Annotated in this window: 19 protein-coding genes; 3 read left to right on the forward strand and 16 right to left on the reverse strand. The window is 67.4% G+C overall.

Annotated features, from left to right (window positions below):
- Positions 1-6: 6 nt before the first annotated feature.
- Entirely contained in the window at positions 7-2,064 is a 2,058-nt protein-coding gene (locus ACPCXD_RS13555; RefSeq protein ID WP_423659926.1) for an alkaline phosphatase family protein, read from the reverse strand.
- Between the two features lie 35 nt (positions 2,065-2,099).
- Here ACPCXD_RS13555 and ACPCXD_RS13560 point away from each other — a divergent pair, with 35 nt between their 5' ends.
- Entirely contained in the window at positions 2,100-2,906 is an 807-nt protein-coding gene (locus tag ACPCXD_RS13560) for an MBL fold metallo-hydrolase (RefSeq protein ID WP_423659928.1), read from the forward strand.
- A gap of 32 nt (positions 2,907-2,938) precedes the next feature.
- Here the strand turns inward: ACPCXD_RS13560 and ACPCXD_RS13565 are convergent, their stop codons facing one another.
- The 8 genes from ACPCXD_RS13565 to ACPCXD_RS13600 all read right to left on the reverse strand — a co-directional run bounded on the left by ACPCXD_RS13565 (position 2,939) and on the right by ACPCXD_RS13600 (position 11,706).
- Positions 2,939-3,769 carry a class II glutamine amidotransferase gene (locus ACPCXD_RS13565; RefSeq protein WP_120281602.1) on the reverse strand — a complete coding sequence of 277 codons (831 nt, stop codon included), beginning with the start codon at positions 3,767-3,769 and terminating at the stop codon, positions 2,939-2,941.
- Between the two features lie 60 nt (positions 3,770-3,829).
- Positions 3,830-5,152 carry a diacylglycerol/lipid kinase family protein gene (locus ACPCXD_RS13570; protein ID WP_423659930.1) on the reverse strand — a complete coding sequence of 441 codons (1,323 nt, stop codon included), beginning with the start codon at positions 5,150-5,152 and terminating at the stop codon, positions 3,830-3,832.
- A 194-nt stretch (positions 5,153-5,346) separates the two neighbouring features.
- On the reverse strand, positions 5,347-6,411 hold the full coding sequence (locus ACPCXD_RS13575) for a YeiH family protein (RefSeq protein WP_423659932.1): 1,065 nt from the start codon (positions 6,409-6,411) through the stop codon (positions 5,347-5,349).
- Positions 6,401-7,999, reverse strand: a complete 1,599-nt coding sequence (locus ACPCXD_RS13580) for a long-chain-fatty-acid--CoA ligase (protein ID WP_423659934.1) — start codon at positions 7,997-7,999, stop codon at positions 6,401-6,403. The genes ACPCXD_RS13575 and ACPCXD_RS13580 overlap by 11 nt, the downstream gene beginning before the upstream one ends.
- 13 nt (positions 8,000-8,012) lie before the next feature.
- The gene (locus ACPCXD_RS13585) at positions 8,013-8,624 is read right to left on the reverse strand and encodes an RBBP9/YdeN family alpha/beta hydrolase (RefSeq protein ID WP_145693442.1); all 612 of its coding nucleotides are present in this window, start codon (positions 8,622-8,624) and stop codon (positions 8,013-8,015) included.
- 57 nt (positions 8,625-8,681) lie between these two features.
- Positions 8,682-9,734 (reverse strand): beta-keto acid cleavage family enzyme, encoded by a 1,053-nt coding sequence (locus tag ACPCXD_RS13590; RefSeq protein WP_039587506.1) that lies wholly within the window; start codon positions 9,732-9,734, stop codon positions 8,682-8,684.
- Positions 9,735-9,788: 54 nt separating this feature from the next.
- Positions 9,789-10,637: a TauD/TfdA dioxygenase family protein gene (locus ACPCXD_RS13595; protein ID WP_423659998.1), complete on the reverse strand. Its 849-nt coding sequence runs from the start codon at positions 10,635-10,637 to the stop codon at positions 9,789-9,791.
- A gap of 94 nt (positions 10,638-10,731) precedes the next feature.
- Positions 10,732-11,706 carry a quinone oxidoreductase family protein gene (locus tag ACPCXD_RS13600; RefSeq protein ID WP_229567312.1) on the reverse strand — a complete coding sequence of 325 codons (975 nt, stop codon included), beginning with the start codon at positions 11,704-11,706 and terminating at the stop codon, positions 10,732-10,734.
- A 167-nt stretch (positions 11,707-11,873) separates the two neighbouring features.
- Here ACPCXD_RS13600 and ACPCXD_RS13605 point away from each other — a divergent pair, with 167 nt between their 5' ends.
- Complete coding sequence (locus tag ACPCXD_RS13605; RefSeq protein ID WP_423659937.1) at positions 11,874-12,884, forward strand: AraC family transcriptional regulator; 1,011 nt, start codon at positions 11,874-11,876, stop codon at positions 12,882-12,884.
- 184 nt (positions 12,885-13,068) lie between these two features.
- A complete protein-coding gene (locus tag ACPCXD_RS13610) occupies positions 13,069-14,466 on the forward strand; it encodes an MFS transporter (RefSeq protein ID WP_229567309.1) in 1,398 nt (465 codons plus the stop codon).
- 31 nt (positions 14,467-14,497) lie between these two features.
- On the opposite strand, the gene ACPCXD_RS13615 is transcribed toward ACPCXD_RS13610, so the two are convergent.
- The 7 genes from ACPCXD_RS13615 to ACPCXD_RS13645 all read right to left on the reverse strand — a co-directional run bounded on the left by ACPCXD_RS13615 (position 14,498) and on the right by ACPCXD_RS13645 (position 21,357).
- Positions 14,498-14,935, reverse strand: coding sequence for a type II toxin-antitoxin system Rv0910 family toxin (locus ACPCXD_RS13615; RefSeq protein ID WP_016695006.1), 438 nt, complete (start codon positions 14,933-14,935; stop codon positions 14,498-14,500).
- A gap of 97 nt (positions 14,936-15,032) precedes the next feature.
- On the reverse strand, positions 15,033-16,667 hold the full coding sequence (locus tag ACPCXD_RS13620; protein WP_088897783.1) for a monocarboxylic acid transporter: 1,635 nt from the start codon (positions 16,665-16,667) through the stop codon (positions 15,033-15,035).
- Positions 16,664-17,029, reverse strand: a complete 366-nt coding sequence (locus ACPCXD_RS13625; RefSeq protein ID WP_019289889.1) for a DUF485 domain-containing protein — start codon at positions 17,027-17,029, stop codon at positions 16,664-16,666. Before ACPCXD_RS13625 ends, ACPCXD_RS13620 begins: the two co-directional genes overlap by 4 nt.
- A gap of 124 nt (positions 17,030-17,153) precedes the next feature.
- On the reverse strand, positions 17,154-18,950 hold the full coding sequence (locus ACPCXD_RS13630; RefSeq protein WP_423659941.1) for a sodium/solute symporter: 1,797 nt from the start codon (positions 18,948-18,950) through the stop codon (positions 17,154-17,156).
- Positions 18,951-18,957: 7 nt separating this feature from the next.
- Positions 18,958-19,332 carry a membrane protein gene (locus ACPCXD_RS13635; protein ID WP_037191816.1) on the reverse strand — a complete coding sequence of 125 codons (375 nt, stop codon included), beginning with the start codon at positions 19,330-19,332 and terminating at the stop codon, positions 18,958-18,960.
- Complete coding sequence (locus ACPCXD_RS13640) at positions 19,329-20,111, reverse strand: LytR/AlgR family response regulator transcription factor (protein ID WP_016695001.1); 783 nt, start codon at positions 20,109-20,111, stop codon at positions 19,329-19,331. The genes ACPCXD_RS13635 and ACPCXD_RS13640 overlap by 4 nt, the downstream gene beginning before the upstream one ends.
- Positions 20,112-20,142: 31 nt before the next feature.
- Positions 20,143-21,357 (reverse strand): sensor histidine kinase, encoded by a 1,215-nt coding sequence (locus ACPCXD_RS13645; RefSeq protein WP_016695000.1) that lies wholly within the window; start codon positions 21,355-21,357, stop codon positions 20,143-20,145.
- Positions 21,358-21,392 lie beyond the last annotated feature (35 nt).

The following is a 21,392-nucleotide window of genomic DNA, read 5'->3' on the forward strand; positions in this document are numbered from 1 at the left end:
CGGCTTTCATTCCATCCGAGCCGGGTCGCCCGACCGGGTCGTCGCGTCGTGACCGGTCGCGGCCGTCGACGGTCGCGACGAGAGATCCCGCCACCCGACGAGCACCTCGTGTACGTTCTCGGCACCGTTCAGCGGCTCGGGTGGAGGGGGCAGCGTGGCCGGGTAGAGGAGGAAGGGGGTGCCCTGCGGGCCACCCATGCCGCCGTGCGAGCCGACCTGCTCCTCGAATGCCGCGACCTCGTCGGTCTCCGGCCAGTAGGCACCACCGACCATGATGTCGGCGACGTTGCCGAAGGTGTCGGTGCGCCGGATCTTCGACAGCGCGTCGGGTCCCATCACCTCGAGGGGGTTCCGGCCGGTGACCTCGCCGGTCGTCACGTCCACCCGGCCGTGGGGTCCGAGCACGACGGATCCGCCCGGAGCGGCAACGAGAAGGAAGCCGATTCCGGGATGCTCCCGGAGCCCGGCGAGCAGTCCCGGATGTGCCGCCTCGATGGCGTCGATGTCGGCGCGACCGGGCAGGTGCGGGAAGTAGATCAGGCCGAGATTGCCCGAGCCGAGAACGATCGGCTCACCGGCGGCCGGGCGTGGCTGCTCGTCGGCGGCAGCGTGCATGCTGGCTGCGGCGTAGGCGCGACCCTCCGCTCCGGGTTGAGCGGATCCCTCTCCCCTGTGCTGGTGCCTGTGACCGTCCGCCGCGACCGAACGGGACCGTGTGGCCAGCCGGACCACCAACTCCCCCAGGCTTTCCCCGTAACGCTGCAGGAAGGTCGCACCCTGACTCTGTCCGTGATCCGAGAGCACGACGACGCGATAGGACCGGTCGGACTGTTCCGCCACGGCAAGGAGCATCTCGATGATGTCGTCGACCTTCGTGAGCACGGCCAGCGTTTCGGGTCGAGAGATCCCCGAGTGGTGCGAGACTTCGTCGTAGCCGATCAGATCGAGGTAGACGACGGTACGTCCCTTGATCAGATCACCGACCACGGCAGCAGCGGTGACGTCGGTGGCGAGAACGGTCGCGAAGGCGCGGACGAACGGATAGATTCCGCCTCGCGGTACTCGTGGCCGAATGTCCTTCCGCTTCTGGCGCAGTGACTGACGAAGTTCCCGTTGCAGTTCCGCGATCATCCGGATGAAGGTGCGCAGTGCGCTCGCCGGGTCGGCGAAGTAGGCGCTGTAGCCGGCGCCTCCACCGAGTCGGGCACCACGCATACGACTGACGACCAGCACGTTGTCCTGTGCGCCACCGGTGAACAGGTTGCCCCGGCTCGCACCGTCGTGCGCGAGCAACCCGGGCCGGTCTGCTCGTTCGAGTTCGCGTTGTTCGTTGTCGGCGGGGTTGCTGAACACGGAGATGCGCCCGGTCGTCTTGTCGTACCAGCGGAATGCGGGCACGTTGTGATTGGACCCGTGCAGTACACCCAGCTGTGTCGCACCGGTCTGGCTGCTCCAATCCGTGTACCACGGCACCAGCCGGTGGGTCTCACGCACCAGTTTCGCCAGGCCGGGCGTGACACCGTCGGCGATCGCCCGCCGCAGGACGTCGTATCCGAGTCCGTCGATCTGGATGCACAACAGTCCCGGAGTCGCGTCCACGAGCGTCGCGTTGCGCCGCAGGCGGAACCGGTTCCGTCGCACCTGCATCAACCGATAGGCGGTATCGGAGCGCGAGGCGATCGCGCCCGAGACGACCGAGGTGACCAACGAGACCAGTGCGGCGAGGACGATCGCGTCGAGCGGGCGGTCCACCGTGGCGACCGGTACCAGGTACAACGTCAGCAGCATGATCGCGCCACCGGCCAGGAACACCCCGGCGAACAACAACACCGGGCCGACCCACGACATCAACCGCATCATCACCGGCCACAGGGCCGCGTTCAGCAGACCGAACACCAGCGCGAGTACCAGAGCAGCCGGGAGCGTCGGTATCGGAGCGAAGCCGGACCGATCCAGGGTGATGCCGCCGAGGACGCGGTCGAGCACGACGAGCACGAGCGCCGACGATCCCCACAACACGAGGAACTCGACGAGTATTCGCAACAAGCTGCCCACCGTACGCATCGCGGGCCCCTTCCCACGTCTGGAATCGTAAGGTCATGAGCACGCCACCGCGGGGGAATGCCCCGGCATCCGGTCTGCGCTGGCTCGGACACGCCACCACGCTGATCGAGGACCGCGGGACGGTCGTCCTGACCGATCCGGTGCTCACCGATCGCGTCGCGCACCTGCGCCGACGCCGGGGCCCCACCCCGGCCGGACCGCGCGTGCTCGACCCGGATGCGGTGCTGCTCTCGCACCTGCACACGGACCACACCCACCTGCGGTCGCTGGGAAGGCTCGATCCGGACGTTCCGATCGTGGTCCCACGGGGAGCGGTCGACGGATTACCGGCACTGCGTCGGTTCGACGACCGGTTGGTCCCGCTGCGTCCCGGCGAGGCGACACGGATCGGCACGGTCACCGTGCGTGCCGTGCCCGCCCGACACGACGGTCGCCGTTGGCGGCGCGGCCCGGAGTTCGCCCCGGCGGTCGGATACGTCGTCGAGGGAGACCGGCGCACCTATTTCGCCGGCGACACGGATCTCTATCCCCGTCTTGCCGGGCATGTCGGCCCGGTGGATCTGGCGTTGCTCCCCGTGGGAGGTTGGGGACCCACGCTCGGTGACGGTCATCTCGATCCCGCTCGGGCCGCGGTCGTCGCCCGTCTGGTGGAGGCGAGTCTGGCCGTACCGATCCACTACGGCACGCTGTGGCCGATCGGATTCGACGCCGTTCGGCCCCGGTTGTTCTTCGGTCCGGGCGCCGAGTTCGTCCGCCGGGCCCACAACGCCGGGATCGCTGCCGTGGAGCTGACTCCGGGCGATTCACTCGACACATCGGGTCCCGGCCGGAACGAGCGGTGACATGGACTCCGACAGCAAAGAATTCGTCGTGATCACATCGAGCGCACGGGTGAGATCGGCGCGAACGGCCGGAACTCCTGGTCGCTCCCCCGAACGACACCCGCGCTCGACTCGGGAACCTCCAGCCAGGCCCCTTCGAGATCCCGAAGGGGTTCGGACACCACGAAGCGGGTGTCGTCTCCCAGCTGGTACAGCACTTCCACTTCGGGATGCTGCGCCCGTATCGCCTTGATGTCGGCCGAGTAGAACAACGAGCGTGTCTTCCGCTCCGTCGAATACCGGAACACCCAGACGCTGCTGCCGTCGGTGGTGGCGATCGTTCCCTGCATGGGATTCTCGATGCCCATGCGGGCTCCGATATCCTCCACGAAACCGACGGCCTTCGCCACGCCGGTGAACGGGTCGTCGGCGAGGCCGAAGGTGAGCGCGAGGTAGAACAGCATCTCGGAATCCGTCGACCCCCGGATCGCGTCGTAGAGGCTCGCATCGACGGCCATCGCCAGGTCCCGTTTCATGAGGTGGAATCCGTGCACCGCCCCGTTGTGCATCCACAACCTGTTCTCGTAGCGGAAGGGATGGCAATTGGTGCGCTGCACCGGAGTTCCCGTCGAGGCGCGGACATGCGCGAACATCAACGGCGTACGGATCTGCGTGGCGAGCTCGCGGAGGTTGCTCTCGTTCCAGGCGGGTTCGATGCACTTGAACAATGCGGGCCTCGGGCCCTCTCCGTACCAGCCGATGCCGAAGCCGTCCCCGTTCGTGGTAGTTGCGCCCATCTTGGAATGCAGGCTCTGGTCGATCAGGGAGTGCACCGGCCGGAACAGGAGGTCGTCCATCAGGACGGGATCACCGGTGTACGCCATCCATCTGCACATCCCTCCATTGAAGTCGTAGGATGCGCCGGAATGTGAGATCCGAAGAGTTCAATTCGGCCACAATATCTTCCGCAACCGAACGGAATCGAGGTGCGGGGGCGGCACACGCGCTCCCGGACGGTTGCGGGGAACACGAACTCGTAGCGCTCCGGTGGAGATCGTGCATCGGACGGGTGTCGACAGCATCACCGACTCACCGTCGACTCCGACCGGAATCTCCGGTACGTCCGCATCGACGACCACTTCTGTGGCGGTGCGCTGCAACAGGCCTCGGTTGTGGGTGCGACGGAACAGGCCGACCGCCTGGCGTGCGTTCGAGACCGAGATCGCGACGACACCGAGCCGGCCGCTGTCCAGGCGGGGCCGTCGGCCCATTCCTGCCAGGTCGTCGAAGGCGTACGGACCGTTGCTGACCAACACCGCCTGAGGCCCGTCGACGGTCTCCGTGTCGATGTGTGCCCGCAAGCCCGGCCGGCCCTGCTCCCCGAGCAGATCGGGCAGCATCTGCAGCACCGTCGCCGTCTTGTCGGCACGATACTGCGGACTCCGCACCACCTCCGCGTAGACACCGAAGGACGCATTGTTGACGAACGGCCGCCCGTTGATCCGGCCGAGATCGACGCGCAGTTCGACCCCGTCCCGGAGGGCGTCCAGACCTGCCGCGGGATCCTCCCGGTCGAGCCCGAGGTCGAGGGCGAAATGATTCCGGGTTCCGGCGCTGATCACCACGAACGGAAGCCGGTGTTCCGCTGCGACCGCCGCGACCAGGGCCTGCGTTCCGTCGCCACCCGCGACGCCGAGCAGGTCCGCCCCTCGTTCGACGGCTTCCTCCGCCAGCTCGGTGACGTCGAGTTGCTGCGGACCGCTCAGCAGCACCACTTCGGCCCCGAGTTCCTCGGCCTTGCGCTGCAGGTCGAAACGGACGACCTTGCCGCCGCCCGAGCGTGGATTCATGACGAAGAACGGGTGCTGTACGGGAACGGCCGGGAACTCAGGCTGCGGGCTCACGCGATCGGCCCGCAGGGCACGGCGTCCGCACGCGACCGCCACAGCGACGAGCAGCACCGACACGATCGCAACCCACAGGTGACCCGACGCCGCGAAGACGACGATCACGACCACCGGCGCGAGGACGGTCACGGCCAGAGCCGCCCCGCGGATCACGCCCCGGTGGGTGAGGAACCAGTAAGCCGCGGCAACGGCCAGGGCTGCACCGGCCGCAGCGACCAGCAACAGCGCGACGACACCGCGCAGACCGGCTTCGGCGATCGGAAGCACGATGGCAACGATCAGCACCACCACGGCGGTCCACGCCCACCGGCGGGAATCGGCGGGTACCGGATCCCGATGCGATTCGTGTTCCTCGGCCATCGACTCGACCTCGCAATCGTTCCTGCGCGCCCGGGCAGCCGACCTCGCGGGCCGGACGGACTTCTCGGGTCGAGGACCGACCACTTCTTCCGAGCTTGGCACGATCGTGTGCGGGTGAGGAGTGTTTTGCCGTTGCAGAATTTTCTGCGACACCGCACGTTTCGCCGTGCCGGCAATGCCGGGCACGGACCGGTTCAGCTCAGTACGAGGACACCGACGAGGGTGATCAGCACCACCCACAGGGTGGAGGCCGCAGCGAGCACGAACGGTCGCAGCCCGATCGAGCGCAGCAGTCCGACCCTGACCCCGAGACCCAACCCGAACATGGCCGTGGTCAACAGCGCCGATTGCACGAGCGCGGCGTGCTCGAGCACGACGTCGGGAAGCAGTCCGGAGGACCGCACCGCCACCGCTGCCAGGAATCCGATCACGAACACCGGCACCAGAGGCGGCTGCCGGCCGACCGTGTCCTCGTGGACGCCCGTCTCGCGACTGCGCCGTCGGCGGACCACGCCCAGATATGCCATCACCGGGGCCAGCATCAGGACACGGGCAAGCTTGACCACGGTGGCGACCGCGAGAGCTCCGCCGCCGATCATGCCTCCGGCGGCGACCACCTGCGCGACCTCGTGGATCGATCCACCGGCGAGGATGCCGGACTGCCGGTCGTCCATCCCCAGAACTCCCACCAGCAGCGGAATCCCCGGGATCATCAGTGTGCCGAAGACGACGACCAACGCGATCGAGGTGATCACCTCCTTACGCTTCGCGTCGACGACTCCGTCTGCGGCAGCCACCGCCGCGGCGCCGCAGATCGAGAATCCGCACGAGATGAGGACCCGCTGAGTCCACGAAAGTCCGAGGACCCGCCCCAGGTACATCGTCCCGGTGATCCCGGCCGCGACGATGACCACGACGAGCGCGATGACACCCCACCCGAGGGCGAGGATGTCGTGGAAGACCAGTTGGAGGCCGAGCACGGCGATGCCGAGGCGCAGCAGCCGTTTGGTCGAGAAATCCACACCTGGGCCGATCCACGCCGGGACGGGAATCAGATTGGCCACCAGTGCTCCGAACACGATCGAGATCAGCATCGGGTTCACGGCGGGGAGCAGTCGGCCGAGCACGATCGCGATTGCAGCGCCGGCCGCGCACACCCCGATACCCGCGACGAGGGCAGCCGCGCGGGGACGCGCACCCCTCGGCGTCGACTCCGGCCGCACGACGTCCTGCGGCGCCGACGTAACCTCACTCGACATCCGGCGAACCCTGACTCGTCGACACCGTGCCCGTCGATACCGCGCCTGTCCGTACCGTGGTGACGAGTTCGCGCTTCAGGATCTTTCCCGTCGCGGTCGTCGGAAGCGTCGTGACGATCTCGATCGAGCGCGGATACTTGTATCCCGCCATCCGATCGCGGCACCAGGAGATCAATTCCTCTTCCGTGATCTGATCCCCTGCCTCGAGGACGACGAAGGCGCCGACCTCCTCGCCGTACACCTCGTGGGGAACGCCGACGACCGCTGCGAGCGACACTGCCTCGTGGGTGATCAGTACTTCCTCGATCTCGCGGGGGTAGACGTTGAAGCCTCCGCGCACGATCAGATCCTTCGCGCGATCGACGATGTAGTAGAAACCGTCCGCGTCCCTGCGAGCGAGGTCGCCGGTACGCAGCCAGCCGTCCCGCATCACTTCGGCGGTGGCATCCGGCCGGCCGAGATATCCGGACATGACGTTGTGTCCGCGCAGGGCGAGTTCCCCGATCGTGTCGGTAGCTGTGACGGTGTTCCAGTCGGCGTCGACGAGGCGGGCCTCGACTCCCCACACCGGGACTCCGATCGATCCGGGCCGCGGGTCGCGTTCCGGATCGCTGAACAACGCGAGCGGAGACGTCTCGGACAGCCCGTAGCCCTCGAGGATCCGGACGCCGAAGCGCTCGGAGAACCGGGTGAGGATCTCGACGGGCAGGGCGGCGCCACCGGAGATCGCCCGGCGCATCGTGGCGGCGATCCGTTGCACGTCGACCGCCTCGTCCACCGCATCGAGCAGAGCCCAGTACATCGTCGGGACCCCGGCGAAGACGGTGACGTCCTCCTCGATCATCAGTGTCAGTGCGGTGCGGGCATCGAAACGTGGCAGGAGAACCAGCGTGGCCCCTACCGACAGTCCCGCGTTCATGGTCACGGTCTGGCCGAAGGAGTGGAAGAGCGGCAGGGTCACCAGGTACGTGTCGGGGCACATCGGAGTGCTGTCGAACAGGCGGTTCGCGGTGAGTGCGTTGGTCACCATGTTGGAGTGGGAAAGGCAGGCTCCCTTCGGTTTTCCTGTGGTTCCGCTGGTGTAGAGGATCACCGCCGTGTCCTGCGGATCACGTACCACCGACGAGCGGACATCCGATACTTCCCCCAGCGCAGTATCGAGACTGTCCGCACCATCGAGTCCGCCGACGACGAACATGTCGCGACACTTCGGTGCTGCGGCGAAACCGGCACGACCGTATTCACCGATGGGCAGGTCGGGTCCACCTTCGGAGCAGAAGAACGCCCGGGCGCCGGAATCCTGCAGATGGTAGGTGATTTCAGGTCCCTTGAGCATGATGTTCAACGGCACCACGACGGCGCCGGCCTTGAGGATGCCGTAGTAGACGATCACGAACTCCGGCACGTTGGGGATCGACATCGCCACGGTGTCGCCCGGCGCGATTCCACGCGCGATCAACAGGTTGGCCACCCGGTTCGCTCGGGCGTCGAGTTCGCCGTAGCCGATCCGGGTGTTCCCCAGCACCAAGGCGTCCCGGTCGGGATACCGGCGGGCGGAATCCTCCAGGAGAACGGACAGGTTGAGCATCGTTGGTTCGCTTTCAGGATTCGGACGGGACGGGGGCGGTCTCGTGCGTTGTCGCTCCGGACCGCTGGAGCAGTTCCTGCAGGAACAGATCGGCGGCGGGCCAGTCGCCGAAGCCGGACGCGGGATTCAGATGCCCGACCTCACCGAGGTCGACGAATCGACTCCCCCACGCCTCCGCCAATCCTGCGACCCGGCGCCGGTCCGCGAGTGGATCGTTGCTGCTCGCCGCAAGGATGCTCGGGAAGGGAAGGCGGCGACGCGGTATCGGGAGCCAACCACCTCGATCGAGGTCGGCCGTGGTCGGATACCCTTCGGGGAGCGGCTTTTCGATATCGACCGGTGTTGCGAGCAGCGCACCGAGAACCGGTCTGGTCGATGCGTGGGCCCAGTGCACGGCGATCAGGACGCCGGCGCTGTGCGCGACCAGCACGATCGGACCGTCGACGTCGCTGACGACCGCGTCGAGCGCGGCGATTCGCGCATCCAGGCTCAGCCGGTCGTGGTCGAGCGGAGGTACGGTGCGTACCCGGTCGAGCCGATCTGCGAGCAGTGTCTGCCAGTGGTCGGCGACGTGGTCGCGCAGGCCGGGCACGATGATGACGGTCGGTTCGGTGTCGTCGTTCATCTCTCCGAAACTTCCCTTCGTACGGAGCATTCCCATGCAGGTGCGAGCCGCCGGGTGTCAGCCGTGGTGGGTGAAGCCGACCTGACCCGGGCGGCGGTTGGGGGCGTAGCCGAGCTTCGCGAGCGTCTCGTCGGCGTCACGGTAGGTCTCGCCGATCCGGTAGATCTCGCGGGCTTCCTTGCCGGTGGCGACCTCACGGCCGAGTTCGTCTGCGAGACGGACCAGTTGCCGGATCTGTTCGACCGAGGTCATCTTCTCGCCCTTGCGTCCCCAGAGGGTGTCCTCGTTGCCGCAGCGGGTGTGCAGCCCCATGGCGATGGCCATGGTGTTGACCGGCAGCACCGAACGCATGAGGGTTTCGAGTGTCAGGCAGGCACCGTCCGGGACACGCTGGATGAAGTTCATGATGTTGTACGGGTTCGGTCCGTCGAAACCGCCGCCGATCCCCACCCAGGTCAGGTTCAGCGGACCGGTGTAGATGCCGCGTCGAATCAGGCGTTCGACGGTCTCGAGCTGCGGGATCGACGACAGCTGGAAGTGCGGCTGGATGCCGGCGGCCTGCAGGCGTCGCAGGTGCTCCTCGACCCATTCCGGCCCGGCGGGCACGGTCATCTCCCGGTAGGTCACCGCGAGTTCCGGACGCTCCATCGAGGTGCCGGCGATGTCGTCCGCGGTCATGAGCTCCATGATGTTCATCTGGCTCGTGTTGATGGCGATGGTCACCTGATCCGGCTTGGGATCCAGTTCGGCGAGCATGTGCCGAACATCGTCCGACAGCCATTTGGCTTCGGCTCCTTCACCTTCCGGCGCGAAGGAGATCGAGCCGCCGACCTGCAGGATCATGTCCGGCACCGCTTCGCGCAGGCGGGAGAGCAGTTCGTTGAACTTCGACAGTCGCTTGCTGCCCTTGCCGTCGAGTTCGCGGACGTGGATGTGCAGCACCGTGGCTCCGGCCTCGTAGCAGTCCACCGCCTGCTGGACGTGCTCGTCCATCGTCAGCGGCAGGTCTTCCGGGAAATCCTCCGGTTCCCATTCGGGTCCGTACGGGGCCGCGGTGATGACCAGCTTCTCCTGGCATTCGGGGAACAAGGCATCGTCGTGGAAGTGCATCGTGGTCTCCTGTGGATCGGGTCGTGCGTGATGAGGGAAGGAAGTTCTCGAAGGTCAGAAGGGACGATCGCCGGCGATTCCGGCACGCTCCATCCTCCGGACGGCCGGCCAGTAGTCCTGGACCGCGTAGTGCTGGGTGGACCGGTTGTCCCAGATCGCCACGCTGTTCGGCGTCCATCGCCACCGGACCTGGTACTCGGGGATCGTCGCCCGGCTCTGCAGGTATCGGAGCAGCTCGCCCGCCCCGGGGGCGTAGTCGATACCGCAGCGGACGTTTTGTGCCGTATGGAAATTCGTGAAGTGTGTGGTGAAGCTGTTGACGAAGAGGACCTTCTCCCCCGTTTCGGGATGGGTGCGGACGACAGGGTGCTCCGCGTCCGGGAACCGGTCCTTCAGCGCGAGTCGTTTGTCGATCGGCAGTCGCGCACCGAAAGATGCCTCGATGCTGTGACGCGCGCGCAGCCCGGCGATCTGTTCCTTCACGTGCCCCGGGAGTTGCTCGTAGGCGAGTGCCATGTTCACCCAGATTGTGTCGCCACCGACGGCGGGACCTTCGACGCATCGGAGCACCGATCCCATGGGCGGGTTCTCCCGCCAGGTGGCGTCGCAGTGGTAGGAGTTCTCGAACGCCTCGGGTGGGCTGTCGAGGTCCTTGTAGATACGGACCAGACCGGGATGTTCCGGATCGCTGCCGAGTACCGGATGGTCCTCGAGCGAGCCGAAACGCTCGGCGAGGGCGACGTGCTCGGCCCTGCTCATCTCCTGGTTCCGGAAGAACAACACCTTGTGTTCGAGCAGCAGCGCCTTCAGTTCTGCGAATCGTTCGTCGTCGCGAGTCACCTCGGCGAGGTCTACACCGTGCAGTTCTGCGCCGATACTGCCCGTAAGCGGTCGTGCGTCCATTGGGAATCGGCGACGTGCCTCGTCCCGGACATGAGCGTGGTCGGTGGTGGTCATGACGGTCTCCTGGGCGTGAGGGGGTGGATCGGGCCGAAGGTCAGAGCGAGAACACCGACGAGCCGACGCTGATGCCGGCTTCGAGGTCGCGGTGTGCTCGTTCGGCGTCGGCGAGGGCGTATCTCTGGTTGATCTCGATATCGATGTCTCCGGCCGCGACCTGCGCGAACAGCTCGTTCGCCAGTTCGGCTCGCTCGACCGGATCGGCGATGTAGTCCGCAAGCGCGGGCCGGGTGACGAACAGCGAGCCCTTGACCGCGAGGTCCATGGCGCTGATCGGTGGGATCGGGCCGGAGGCCGTTCCGAACGCGACGAGCAGGCCTCGGCGGGCGAGGGAATCGAGCGAGGAACGATGGGTCGAGGCCCCGACGCTGTCGAACACGACCGGCACACCCGCTCCGTCGGTCAGCTCGCGCACTCGTTCTGCGATGTCCTCACGGGTGTGGACGATGACCTCGGCACAACCGTAGGACCGAGCGACCTCCGCCTTCTCGTCAGTGGACGTGGTTCCGATGACGTTGATTCCCAACCGTTTCGCCCATTGGCAGAAGATCAGGCCGACGCCCCCGGCTGCGGCGTGCAGTAGGACCGTGTCGCCGGCTTCGAGTGGGTGGATGCGGCGCAGGAGGTACGCCGCGGTCAGGCCGCGCATGGTCATCGCGGCCGCGGTGTCGAAGGGAATCGCGTCGGGCAGTGCGATGAGGTGTGCTGCGTCCATCACCCGTTCGGTGCTGTATGCACCGAGCGGGCTTCCCGTGTAGGTGACACGGTCACCCTCGCGGAAGTCGGTGACGCCGGGGCCGACCGCCTCGATCACGCCGGCGGCCTCGACGCCCATTCCCGCCGGCAACGGCGCCGGATACAGCCCGGTACGGAAGTAGGTGTCCGCGAAGTTCAGGCCGACGGCTTCGTGCCGGATCCGCACTTCGCCGGGGCCGGGATCGCCGACCTCGACGGTTTCCCATTCGAGGACGTCGGGGCCGCCCGTCTCGTGGAAGCGGATCGCGTGTGCCATCTGTGTTCTCCTTGGATGTCGGGCGTTCTGCTACCGCAGAGGGGGTGTGACGCCGATAACACGACACTAACGAGCGGACATCCGGAATACTTATCCCTGCGGGACATATTCGTTGTCATTCGGGGACAACCCCTTCATCGGTCGACGGGACATCGAGGAGACGCGCGATGACGCTGCCGAAGCCGTTGGCGCGCTACGCCACACTGACGGGATTCGTCGAACTGGCCCGCTCGCTCTCGGTCGACCCGATCGATCTGCTGCGCAGCGTCGGGCTGGACCCGTCCGGACTCGACCTGCAGGACCGGTGGGTGCCGGCGGCGTCGATCGTCCGTTTGCTGGAACTGTCCGCCGTCGTCACCGCCCGCCAGGATTTCGCACTGAGACTCGCCGAACGGCGACGCCTGTCGACCCTTGGCCCCTTGAGCGTGGCCATCCGCGACGAACCGAACGCCCGCAGCGCCCTGCGCATGCTGATCCGCTTCCAGCACACGTACAACGAGGCGCTGTTCATCGACATCACCGAACGTGACGGGCTGTCGACGATCGTCCTCCGCGTCGAACCGGGCGAACCCATGCCCGTGCGTCAGGCCACGGAACTCGCGGTCGCCGTCATCCACCAACTTCTGCAGTATCTGCTCGGCGACCGCTGGCGGCCGGTGTCGGTGTGTTTCGAACACGGTCGGCCCGACGACGACAGCACACACCGTCGGGTCTTCGACGCGCCCCTCGTCTTCGACGGCAACTATTCCGGAATCGTCGTGTACACCGGCGATCTGGACCTACCCAATCGCCTCTCCGATCCCGTCCTCCGAAGTTATTCGCAGCAGGTCCTCAATGACCTCTCGGCATCCGAAACCCCCGCGCTCGAGCGGCGGGTCCGGGAACTCGTCGAACTACTGTTACCGACCGGGCGCTGTTCGGTCGACCAGGTGGCAGCGAGCCTCGGAGTGGATCGCCGCACCGTCCACCGGCACCTGGCGAGGTCGGGACAGACCTTCACCGGGGTCGTCGACGACACCCGGGCCGAACTCGCCCAACGACTGGTGACGAGTGGGCGTCACACCTTCGCCGAGATCTCGGAAATGTTGTCGTTCTCGGCTCCGAGCGGCTTCTCGCGCTGGTTCACACGCCGTTTCGGCATGACCCCCCGAGAATGGCGCAAGCGGTCCGAAGCCTGAGTGTCCCGAAATGGACAGACCCGTGTCCCCTCGGGATAAGTGAGCGCCGCACACCCCGACTACTGTGATGTGCACCACGGCAATCGCGGATCGGCGTGCACGCCCCGCCGTCCTCCCCTCCTCCGCGTGAGAGTCGTGAAACCGCTCGGGTTCCGACCCACCCCTTTTCTATCGAGGAGCTCCTATGGGAATTCTCCCCACCCCGATCGGCACCCCTGCCGAACTCACCCTCGAATCACCGGACGAGCCAACCGATTCCGGCGGACCGGCACCCGAGAAGAATCGACGCCGACGGGTCGCATACCCCTGGTTGGTCTTCGCGCTGACATTCGCACTGCTGCTCTCGGATTACATGTCGCGCCAGGTGCTCAGCGCGGTCTTCCCGTTCCTGAAAGCGGACTGGGCACTGTCGGATTCACAACTCGCATCGCTGACGAGCATCGTCGCCCTGATGGTGGGCCTGTTGACCTTCCCGTTGTCGCTCCTCGCCGATCGGTGGGGCAGGGTACGGAGCCTCACCCTGATGGCGGTGATCTGGAGTATCGCGACGCTGTTCTGCGCTGTGGCAGCCAATTACGAACAGTTGCTCATTGCCCGCTTCCTGGTCGGGGTCGGCGAGGCCGCCTACGGCAGCGTCGGAATCGCCGTGATCCTGAGCGTCTTCGTCCCGCGGGTCCATTCCGCACTCAGCGGCGCCTTCATGGCCGGCGGCTCGTTCGGTTCGGTCATCGGCGTCGCACTCGGGGGCGTCATCGCGGTGCACCTGAGCTGGCGGTGGTCGTTCGCGGCCATGGCGGTGCTCGGCCTGATCCTCGTCGCTCTGTTCCGCGCCCTGGTCACCGAAGGTAGGTTGGCGGCGCACAGGGTCGGTCAGGACACGACGCCGACCGAACCGTCTCCTCGTCCGGATTCGTCACCCCCGATCCGGGTACCGATCTCCACACTGTTCACCAGCCCTGCCGTGTGGTGCGCCTATCTCGGTGGCGGTCTGCAGATGTTCACTGCCGCGGTGCTGCTGGCATGGACGCCCAGCTTCTTCAATCGTCAGTACGGTCTGGCCCCGGACAAGGCCGGGATGGTCGCATCGATCTTCGTCCTGCTGATCGGCACCGGCATGGTGGTGTGCGGGATGATCACCGATCGGGTGAGCCGCACGAACCCGTCGGCGAAGTGGACCAGCGCCATCGCCTACTGCGCCGTCTCCCTCGTGTCGCTCGCCATCGGATTCCAGCTGGCGCCGGGTCCGGCGCAATTGGGCCTCATCGGAATCGGAGCCTTCTTCGCCGCCGGGTCCTCCGGTCCCACCGCGGCCATGGTGGCACGACTGACCCACGAGTCGGTGCGGGCCTCCGCGCTCGGCACTCTCACCGTCGCCAACAACGTCCTCGGGCTGGCGACCGGGCCGTTCGTCGTCGGGATCCTCGCCGACCGTCTGGGTCTGCTCGCCGCGCTGCAACTGACCCCGCTGGTGTACGCACTCGCGATCGTGGCGCTGGTCTTCGGTAAGCGTTGGTACGCAAGCGGCGTGGAACGACTGCACCGTCGGAGCGCGGCCGCATCGGATCATGTCCCTGCTCGATGAGACCGAGCGTCGTGTCGCGCTGCGCCGGGCGTCAGTTCCCGCCGTAGCGGCGCGCGAAGGTGTCGAGCGACGACTGCAGGTCGCCGTGCAGGGCCCGCGCCACCCCCGAGCCGATCGGGCCGAACAGGGGCGCCCCGCCGAGGTCGATCTTCATCGACAGCGTCGAACCGTCCCCGCGGGCCGCGACGGCGAGTCGCATCGAGAACTTCGTGCCACCCTTGCCGGTGCCCTTCAGCACCACGTGGTGCGGCGCGTCCAGTTCGACGATGGTCCACGTGACGCGGTTGCGCATGCCCTTGACGGACACCACCGACTGCAGGGTGGTGCCCTCGGCGAGGGTGTCCGGCAGGTCGCTGCGCCACCCGTCGTGGATGCTCAGCCACTCCCCGAACGACTCGAGGCGGGAGGCGTGCTCCCACGCTGCGTGCGGGTCGAGCGGAAGGTCGGTGGACACTTCGAGTTTCGCCATGGTCCGCAACAGTAGACGGTCCGTTCCGCCGGCGGGGCACCCCGACACGGCGGTGGCCCGCCCCCGTATCGGGAGCGGGCCACCGCGGTGCAGAGGATCAGTGGGAGACGGCCTTCTCCACACCGACACCGGTGAGCGAGCGGACCTCCATCTCCGCCTGCTTGTACCGGTCCTCCTGCCTGCGGCGTCCGACGTAGGTGCCGATGACACCGAGCGCGAACGCGAGCGGGATGGACACGATGCCCGGGTTCGACAGCGGGAACCAGGAGAAGTCCACGTTCGGGAACATCGCCGAGGGTGCACCGGACACCGCCGGGGAGAACACGATGAGCACGAGGCAGCTGATCAGACCGCCGTAGATGCTGAACAGGGCGCCGGTCGTGTTGAACTTCCGCCAGAACAGCGAGTACAGCAGGGTCGGCAGGTTCGCCGAGGCGGCGACCGCGAAGGCCAGGGCCACCAGGAAGGCGATGTTCTGTCCCATGGCGAGGATGCCGAGGACGATCGCCACCAGACCGATCACGACGACCGTGATCCGCGAGACCCGCACCTGCTCGTCCTCGGTGGCGTTGCCACGCTTGATGACGCTGGCGTAGATGTCGTGGGCGAACGACGCCGAGGCGGTGATGGCCAGGCCGGCGACGACCGCGAGGATCGTCGCGAAGGCGACGGCCGAGATGATCGCGAGGAAGACCGTGCCGCCGAGTTCGAAGGCCAGCAGCGGGGCCGCCGCGTTCTCCTTGCCGGGAGCACCGAGGATCGCGTCGGGGCCGACCATCTTCGCGGCACCGTAACCGAGCACCAGAGTGAACAGGTAGAAGGCGCCGATGAGGGCGATGGCCCAGGTGACCGAGCGACGTGCTTCCTTGGCGGTGGGCACGGTGTAGAAGCGCATCAGCACGTGCGGCAGACCGGCGGTGCCGAGGACCAGCGCGATGCCGAGCGACAGGAAATCGATCTGCGTCATGTTGCTGATGCCGTACTTGGCGCCGGGGGCGAGCACGTCACGCTGGGCGACGGCCTCGTTCGACGAGCTCGACACCATCGCCTGTGCGTCGGCGAGCAGCTGCGAGAAGTTGCCCCGCACCGCGAACAGGACGAGCACGAACATCAGGCCCGCGCCGGCGACGAGCAGCACGGCCTTGACCATCTGCACGTAGGTCGTGCCCTTCATGCCGCCGATCAGCACGTACACGATCATGAGCACACCGACGACCGCGACGACGATGGCCTGGCCGACCTTGCCCTCGATGTCGAGCAGCAGCGCGACGAGTCCGCCGGCACCGGCCATCTGTGCGAGCAGGTAGAACAGCGACACCGCGAGGGTCGAGAGCGCCGCCGCCATGCGGACGGGGCGTTCCTTGAGCCGGAAGCTCAGCACGTCGGCCATCGTGAACCGGCCGGTGTTGCGGAGCAGTTCGGCGACGAGCAGCAGGGCGACGAGCCATGCGACGAGGAAGCCGATCGAGTACAGGAAGCCGTCGTATCCGTAGACGGCGATCGCACCGGCGATACCGAGGAACGACGCGGCCGACAGGTAGTCGCCGGCGATGGCGAAACCGTTCTGCGGGCCGGAGAACTGGCCGCCGCCGGTGTAGAAGTCGGAGGCCTTCTTCGTCGTGCGGCTGGCCTTGATGACCAGGCCCATCGTGATGACGACGAACGCGACGAAGATGGCGATGTTGAGGATCGGGTTGCCGACGTCGGCCCCACTCTGCGCGAGAACGCTCACTGCTGCGGTCCTTCCAGTTCCTCGCGGATCGCGGCGGAACGCGGATCCAGCTCACGCCCGGCGAACTTCACGTAGACGGCGGTGATCACGAAGGTCGTGACGAACTGGCCCAGACCCAGGATCAGCCCGACATTGATGTTGCCGATGACCTTCGTCGCCATGAACTCGTCCGCGTAGGTGGCCAGCAGGACGTACAGGGCGTACCAGGCCAGGAAGAACGCCGTCACCGGGAACACGAAACGGCGCAGACGGCTGCGCAGTTCCTGGAACTCCGGGCTCTCCTGCATCGTGACGAACTCCTGCGGCGTCGGTATCCGTCGCTGCTGGGGTACGCCACTCTCGCTGAGTGGTGCTGTGGTCACTGCCGACTCCTTGATAGTCGTGTGAGGTGAGGATGATCACAACGCTAATGAGACGGCTGTCACACGAACAGAGCAGACAAGAGGCGGAACGACGAGGGGTGCCCTCGTGCGACGAACGGTCGCGTCACCGCGACGAACGGCGCCTCTCGCCGGGACCACGGCCCCGCTCACCGAACGCGCCGAGTTCGCGGTCGCGGCCCATCCCGAGCCGCTCGGGTACGTGCATGCGGGAGAACGTCCTACCCACGTCCCTGGGGATCCGGCGACGCGTCAGAAGACTCACCGTGATCATCGTGAGGAACGCCAGCGGCACGCTCAACGCCGCCGGGTAGGCGGAGAGCACCGTCGGCCACCCGGCGGCCACCGACGGATCGATCGGCAGCAGCACGGTCGCCAGGGCTGCACCGCCCGCGACGAGACCACCGACGACCATCCCCGCCGCGGCACCGATCGCAGTGAGCCCGCGCCACCAGATCCCCAGCACCAGCAGCGGACACAGCGTCGACGCGGCGATGGCGAAGACCTGACCGACCGAACGGGACAGGTCGAGGGAGGTCACCGACAGGGCGAGCACGAGCGGCACCACGCCGGCGAGCACCGCGGCCACCCGGAAGTCGCGCACCCGGCCGCGCAGTACGTCCGTGGACAACACGCCGGCGACACTCACCAGCAGTCCGGACGACGTCGACAGGAAGGCCGCGATCGCACCCGAGGCGACCAGCGCCGCGAGCAACTGTCCGCCCCAGCCCGACAGCACCGATCCCGGTAGCAGCAGCACTGCCGCATCGGAGCGTCCGGTGATGAGCAGCTGCGGGACGTACAGGCGCGCGAACACCCCGAGCAGCGTGGGGAACAGATAGAACAACCCGAGCAGGCCGATGACGGCGAGCGACGTCATGCGCGCCGCCCGCCCGTCGGGATTGGTGTAGAAGCGCACGAGCACATGGGGCAGCCCCATCGTGCCCAGGAAGGTCGCGAGCATCAGCGAATACACCTGGAACAGCGGATGTTCGCTGCTCGCTCCCAGCCCCGCCCCCGGCGACGCCCAGGTGTCGTTGTCGGTCGGCGCACCGGCGACCACCGGCACCGGTGACCCGGCGTCGAGGACCAGTTCGGTCCCGGCCCCGAGGACGTGCTCTCCCGGTTCGAGTTCGAAGACGCCCGTGACCGGCCGGCCGTCGATCTCCCCTGTCGCCACGACGGGGCGCGTTTCGGCGACCTGCACGATCACGTCGATCGTCACGTCGACGGTGGTGGTCTCGGTGACGGTGGGCGGCACGGGTTCGTCGACGCCGCGGTCGTCACCGACGAAGTGCAGTGTGAGGACAAGAGCGGGTAGGGCGACCGCGGTGAGTTTGAGCCAGTACTGGAAGGCCTGCACGAAGGTGATCGAGCGCATCCCGCCACCGACCACGTTGGCGACGACGATCACCCCGACCACCGCGACGCCCACCCAGTCGGGCACTCCCAGAAGGATGTTGAGCGTGAGTCCCGCGCCCTGGAACTGCGGCACCAGGTACAGGATGCAGATGATCGCCACGACCATCATCGACAGCGTGCGCAGCCACTTCTCCCCCAGCCGGAACTCCGCGAAGTCCGGGACGGTGTAGGCACCCGAACGTCGCAGCGGCGCAGCGACGAACAGCAGCAGACCCAGATAACCGGCGGTGAAACCGACAGGATACCACAGGGCGTCGGCACCGAACTTCGCGACGAGCCCGGCCACTCCGAGAAAGGATGCCGCCGAGAGGTATTCACCGGAGATGGCCGCGGCGTTCCAGCGCGGGCCGACGCTGCGGGAGGCGACGAGGAAATCCGAGGTGGTGCGCGCCATCCGCACGCCGTACACCCCGATCGCGACGGTGGCGATCGCCGCGGCGACCAGACCGACGACGGTGACGACGGGAATCGATCCGCTCATGGGGTCGTCAATCGTCGGTGAGGTCGGTGAAATCCTGCTCGTTGCGTTCGGCGAGGCGCAGATACACCCACGCGATACCGAGCAGGATCGGATAACCGACCACACCGAGCAACACCCACGGCAGGCGGATGCCGAGGACCGTCACCGCGGCGAGACCGGGAGCGAGGTGGAACAGCACCGGGATGGCGCCCAGCAGACACACCGTGAACAGCGCGACCCGCAGCGCGAGCCCGAGCTGCGCCCGGACCAGCCCGCGGACCATCGCGTCGCCCACCTCGGTCTGCTGCTGCACCTCGACCCGGGTACGGACCATGCGCGCCCCACGCCGTTCGGCGAGGACGACCTTCTGACGCGGCGGAGGCGGGCCGCCGGTGGTGCTCATCGCGACGTCCACGACTGCATCGGACCTCGGATGAGCCGGTCCTTGAGTTCCCGTGTGTGCCGGCGGCTGACGGGCAGTTCGACGGGCGGTGAGTTGCTGTCGCTGCGCAGGCACACGACGAGACCCGAACCCACACTGCGGATACCGGTGACGAGCGGCAACGCCACGAGATAGGAGCGGTGCACCCGCAGGAAGCCGGCGTCGCCCCAGCGGTTCTCGAGCGTCGATATCGGGATACGTACCAGGTGCGAACCGGTCGCGGTGTGCAGGCGCGCGTAGTCGCCCTCGGCCTCGACCCAGTGGACCGACGAGCGCGGCACGAGGGTGGTGACACCGCCGAGCTCGACCGGGATCACGTCGTCACTCTGGCCGGTCTCGGATGTCGCCTGCGCGGCGGGCCGGTGGCGCTCGGCGATCCGCCGGACCGCTTCGGCGAGTCGTTCCTCCCGCAGCGGCTTGAGGACGTAGTCGACGGCGCCGAGGTCGAACGCCGAGACCGCGCGATCGTCGTGCGCGGTCACGAACACCACGGCCGGGGACACCGCGAAATTGCGCAGGATGCCTGCGAGTTCCAGCCCGTCGAGTCCGGGCATGTTGATGTCGAGGAAGACCGCGTCGATTCCTCCGTCGCGCAGCACGCGCAGAGCGGTCGTCGCGTCTCCTGCGGTGTGCACGACGCCGATCTCCTCCTGCGCGCGCAGCAGGTAGGCCAGCTCGTCGAGGGCGGGCGGTTCGTCGTCGACCGCCAGCACGGTCAGGTTGTCTGTGATCTCGTTCACGGCGAATCCATCGTGCCATGCCGGGTGTTCCTCACGGCCGGATACCCGCCCTGAACTTCGGCACGCGCATGCTCACCCGGGTGCCGGCCCCCGGCGCGGTCTCGACGACGAGGCCGTAGTCGTTGCCGAAGGCCGCACGCAAGCGGTCGTCGACGTTGGCGAGGCCCACGTGCGCGGACTCGCGGACGCCGCTGCCGTGCTCGCTGTCGGCGATCGCGTCGAGCGTGCCGGATCGCAGCAGTTCCGGGTCCATGCCGATGCCGTCGTCCTCGACGCTGATGACGCAGTCGGTGCCCTCGTCGGCCGCGGTGATGGTGATGGTGCCCGTGCGGGTGTCCTTGCCCGCGATCCCGTGCCGCACGGCGTTCTCGACGAGTGGCTGCAGAGCCAGGAAGGGCAGCGTCACGTTGAGTACCTCGGGAGCGATCTGCAGGCGTACCTCGAGGGCGTTGCCGAAGCGGGCGCGTTCGAGTGTCAGGTACCGGTCGATGTTGCGCAGTTCGTCGGCGAGCAGGGTGTACTCGCCGGCCGCGCGGAACGAGTAGCGGGTGAAGTCGGCGAAATCCAGCAGCAGTTCGCGGGCGCGATCGGGGTCGGTCCGGACGAACGACGCCACCGTGTTGAGCGCGTTGTAGATGAAGTGCGGACTGATCTGGGCGCGCAGCGCACGGACCTCGGCGCGGTCGAGCCGGGCGCGGGAGGCGTCCAGTTCGGCCAGCTCGATCTGGCTGCACGCGTACCGCGCCACCTCGGTGATCGCACCGAGCAGCGCCGGGCCGGGTTCGACGGTCGTCACGACGCCGAGCACCCCCGCCACACCCATGTCCTCCACGACGAGCGGCTGGGCGATCAGTGCGCGGGCCGCGAGGTCGCCGTGGGCCCGTCGCAGGTCGTGGTGCCCGACGAGCACGCGGCGCTTGTCGGCGACGGCCCGGCCCGCGGCGGTGATCATCTCGTCCGTCAGTTCCTCGAACGGGCCGTCCCAGGCGAGCAGGGCACCGTTCTCGTCCAGCAGCGCCACCGCGCGTGCTTCGGCCAGCAGCATCCGCAGGTGCGGAGCGGCCTCCTTCGCCGACGACGCGTCGAGCCCGGCGCGCAGGGGGCGCGCCGCGAGGGACGCCGTGTGCAGGGTCGCGTGGACCGCGCGTTCGGCGGGTGTGGTGACCACCCGCCGGGTCCACAGCACCACCGAGACCACGACCAACACCAGGAGCAGTACCACCGCGGCGAGCTCGATCGCGATCATGCGCTCACGTTACGTCGAATCGACCCGACGTCGAG

The sequence above is a fragment of the Rhodococcus sp. AB351 genome, assembly GCF_049538275.1.
GTDB lineage: Bacteria > Actinomycetota > Actinomycetes > Mycobacteriales > Mycobacteriaceae > Rhodococcus.

Excerpts from the sequence above, each read along its gene's own strand:
- ACPCXD_RS13555 (WP_423659926.1), bottom strand. The coding sequence starts at position 2,064 with ATGCGTACGGTGGGCAGCTTGTTGCGAATACTCGTCGAGTTCCTCGTG.
- ACPCXD_RS13560 (WP_423659928.1), top strand. The coding sequence starts at position 2,100 with ATGAGCACGCCACCGCGGGGGAATGCCCCGGCATCCGGTCTGCGCTGG.
- ACPCXD_RS13565 (WP_120281602.1), bottom strand. The coding sequence starts at position 3,769 with ATGGCGTACACCGGTGATCCCGTCCTGATGGACGACCTCCTGTTCCGG.
- ACPCXD_RS13570 (WP_423659930.1), bottom strand. The coding sequence starts at position 5,152 with ATGGCCGAGGAACACGAATCGCATCGGGATCCGGTACCCGCCGATTCC.
- ACPCXD_RS13575 (WP_423659932.1), bottom strand. The coding sequence starts at position 6,411 with ATGTCGAGTGAGGTTACGTCGGCGCCGCAGGACGTCGTGCGGCCGGAG.
- ACPCXD_RS13580 (WP_423659934.1), bottom strand. The coding sequence starts at position 7,999 with ATGCTCAACCTGTCCGTTCTCCTGGAGGATTCCGCCCGCCGGTATCCC.
- ACPCXD_RS13585 (WP_145693442.1), bottom strand. The coding sequence starts at position 8,624 with ATGAACGACGACACCGAACCGACCGTCATCATCGTGCCCGGCCTGCGC.
- ACPCXD_RS13590 (WP_039587506.1), bottom strand. The coding sequence starts at position 9,734 with ATGCACTTCCACGACGATGCCTTGTTCCCCGAATGCCAGGAGAAGCTG.
- ACPCXD_RS13595 (WP_423659998.1), bottom strand. The coding sequence starts at position 10,637 with ATGGACGCACGACCGCTTACGGGCAGTATCGGCGCAGAACTGCACGGT.
- ACPCXD_RS13600 (WP_229567312.1), bottom strand. The coding sequence starts at position 11,706 with ATGGCACACGCGATCCGCTTCCACGAGACGGGCGGCCCCGACGTCCTC.
- ACPCXD_RS13605 (WP_423659937.1), top strand. The coding sequence starts at position 11,874 with ATGACGCTGCCGAAGCCGTTGGCGCGCTACGCCACACTGACGGGATTC.
- ACPCXD_RS13610 (WP_229567309.1), top strand. The coding sequence starts at position 13,069 with ATGGGAATTCTCCCCACCCCGATCGGCACCCCTGCCGAACTCACCCTC.
- ACPCXD_RS13615 (WP_016695006.1), bottom strand. The coding sequence starts at position 14,935 with ATGGCGAAACTCGAAGTGTCCACCGACCTTCCGCTCGACCCGCACGCA.
- ACPCXD_RS13630 (WP_423659941.1), bottom strand. The coding sequence starts at position 18,950 with ATGAGCGGATCGATTCCCGTCGTCACCGTCGTCGGTCTGGTCGCCGCG.
- ACPCXD_RS13635 (WP_037191816.1), bottom strand. The coding sequence starts at position 19,332 with ATGAGCACCACCGGCGGCCCGCCTCCGCCGCGTCAGAAGGTCGTCCTC.
- ACPCXD_RS13645 (WP_016695000.1), bottom strand. The coding sequence starts at position 21,357 with ATGATCGCGATCGAGCTCGCCGCGGTGGTACTGCTCCTGGTGTTGGTC.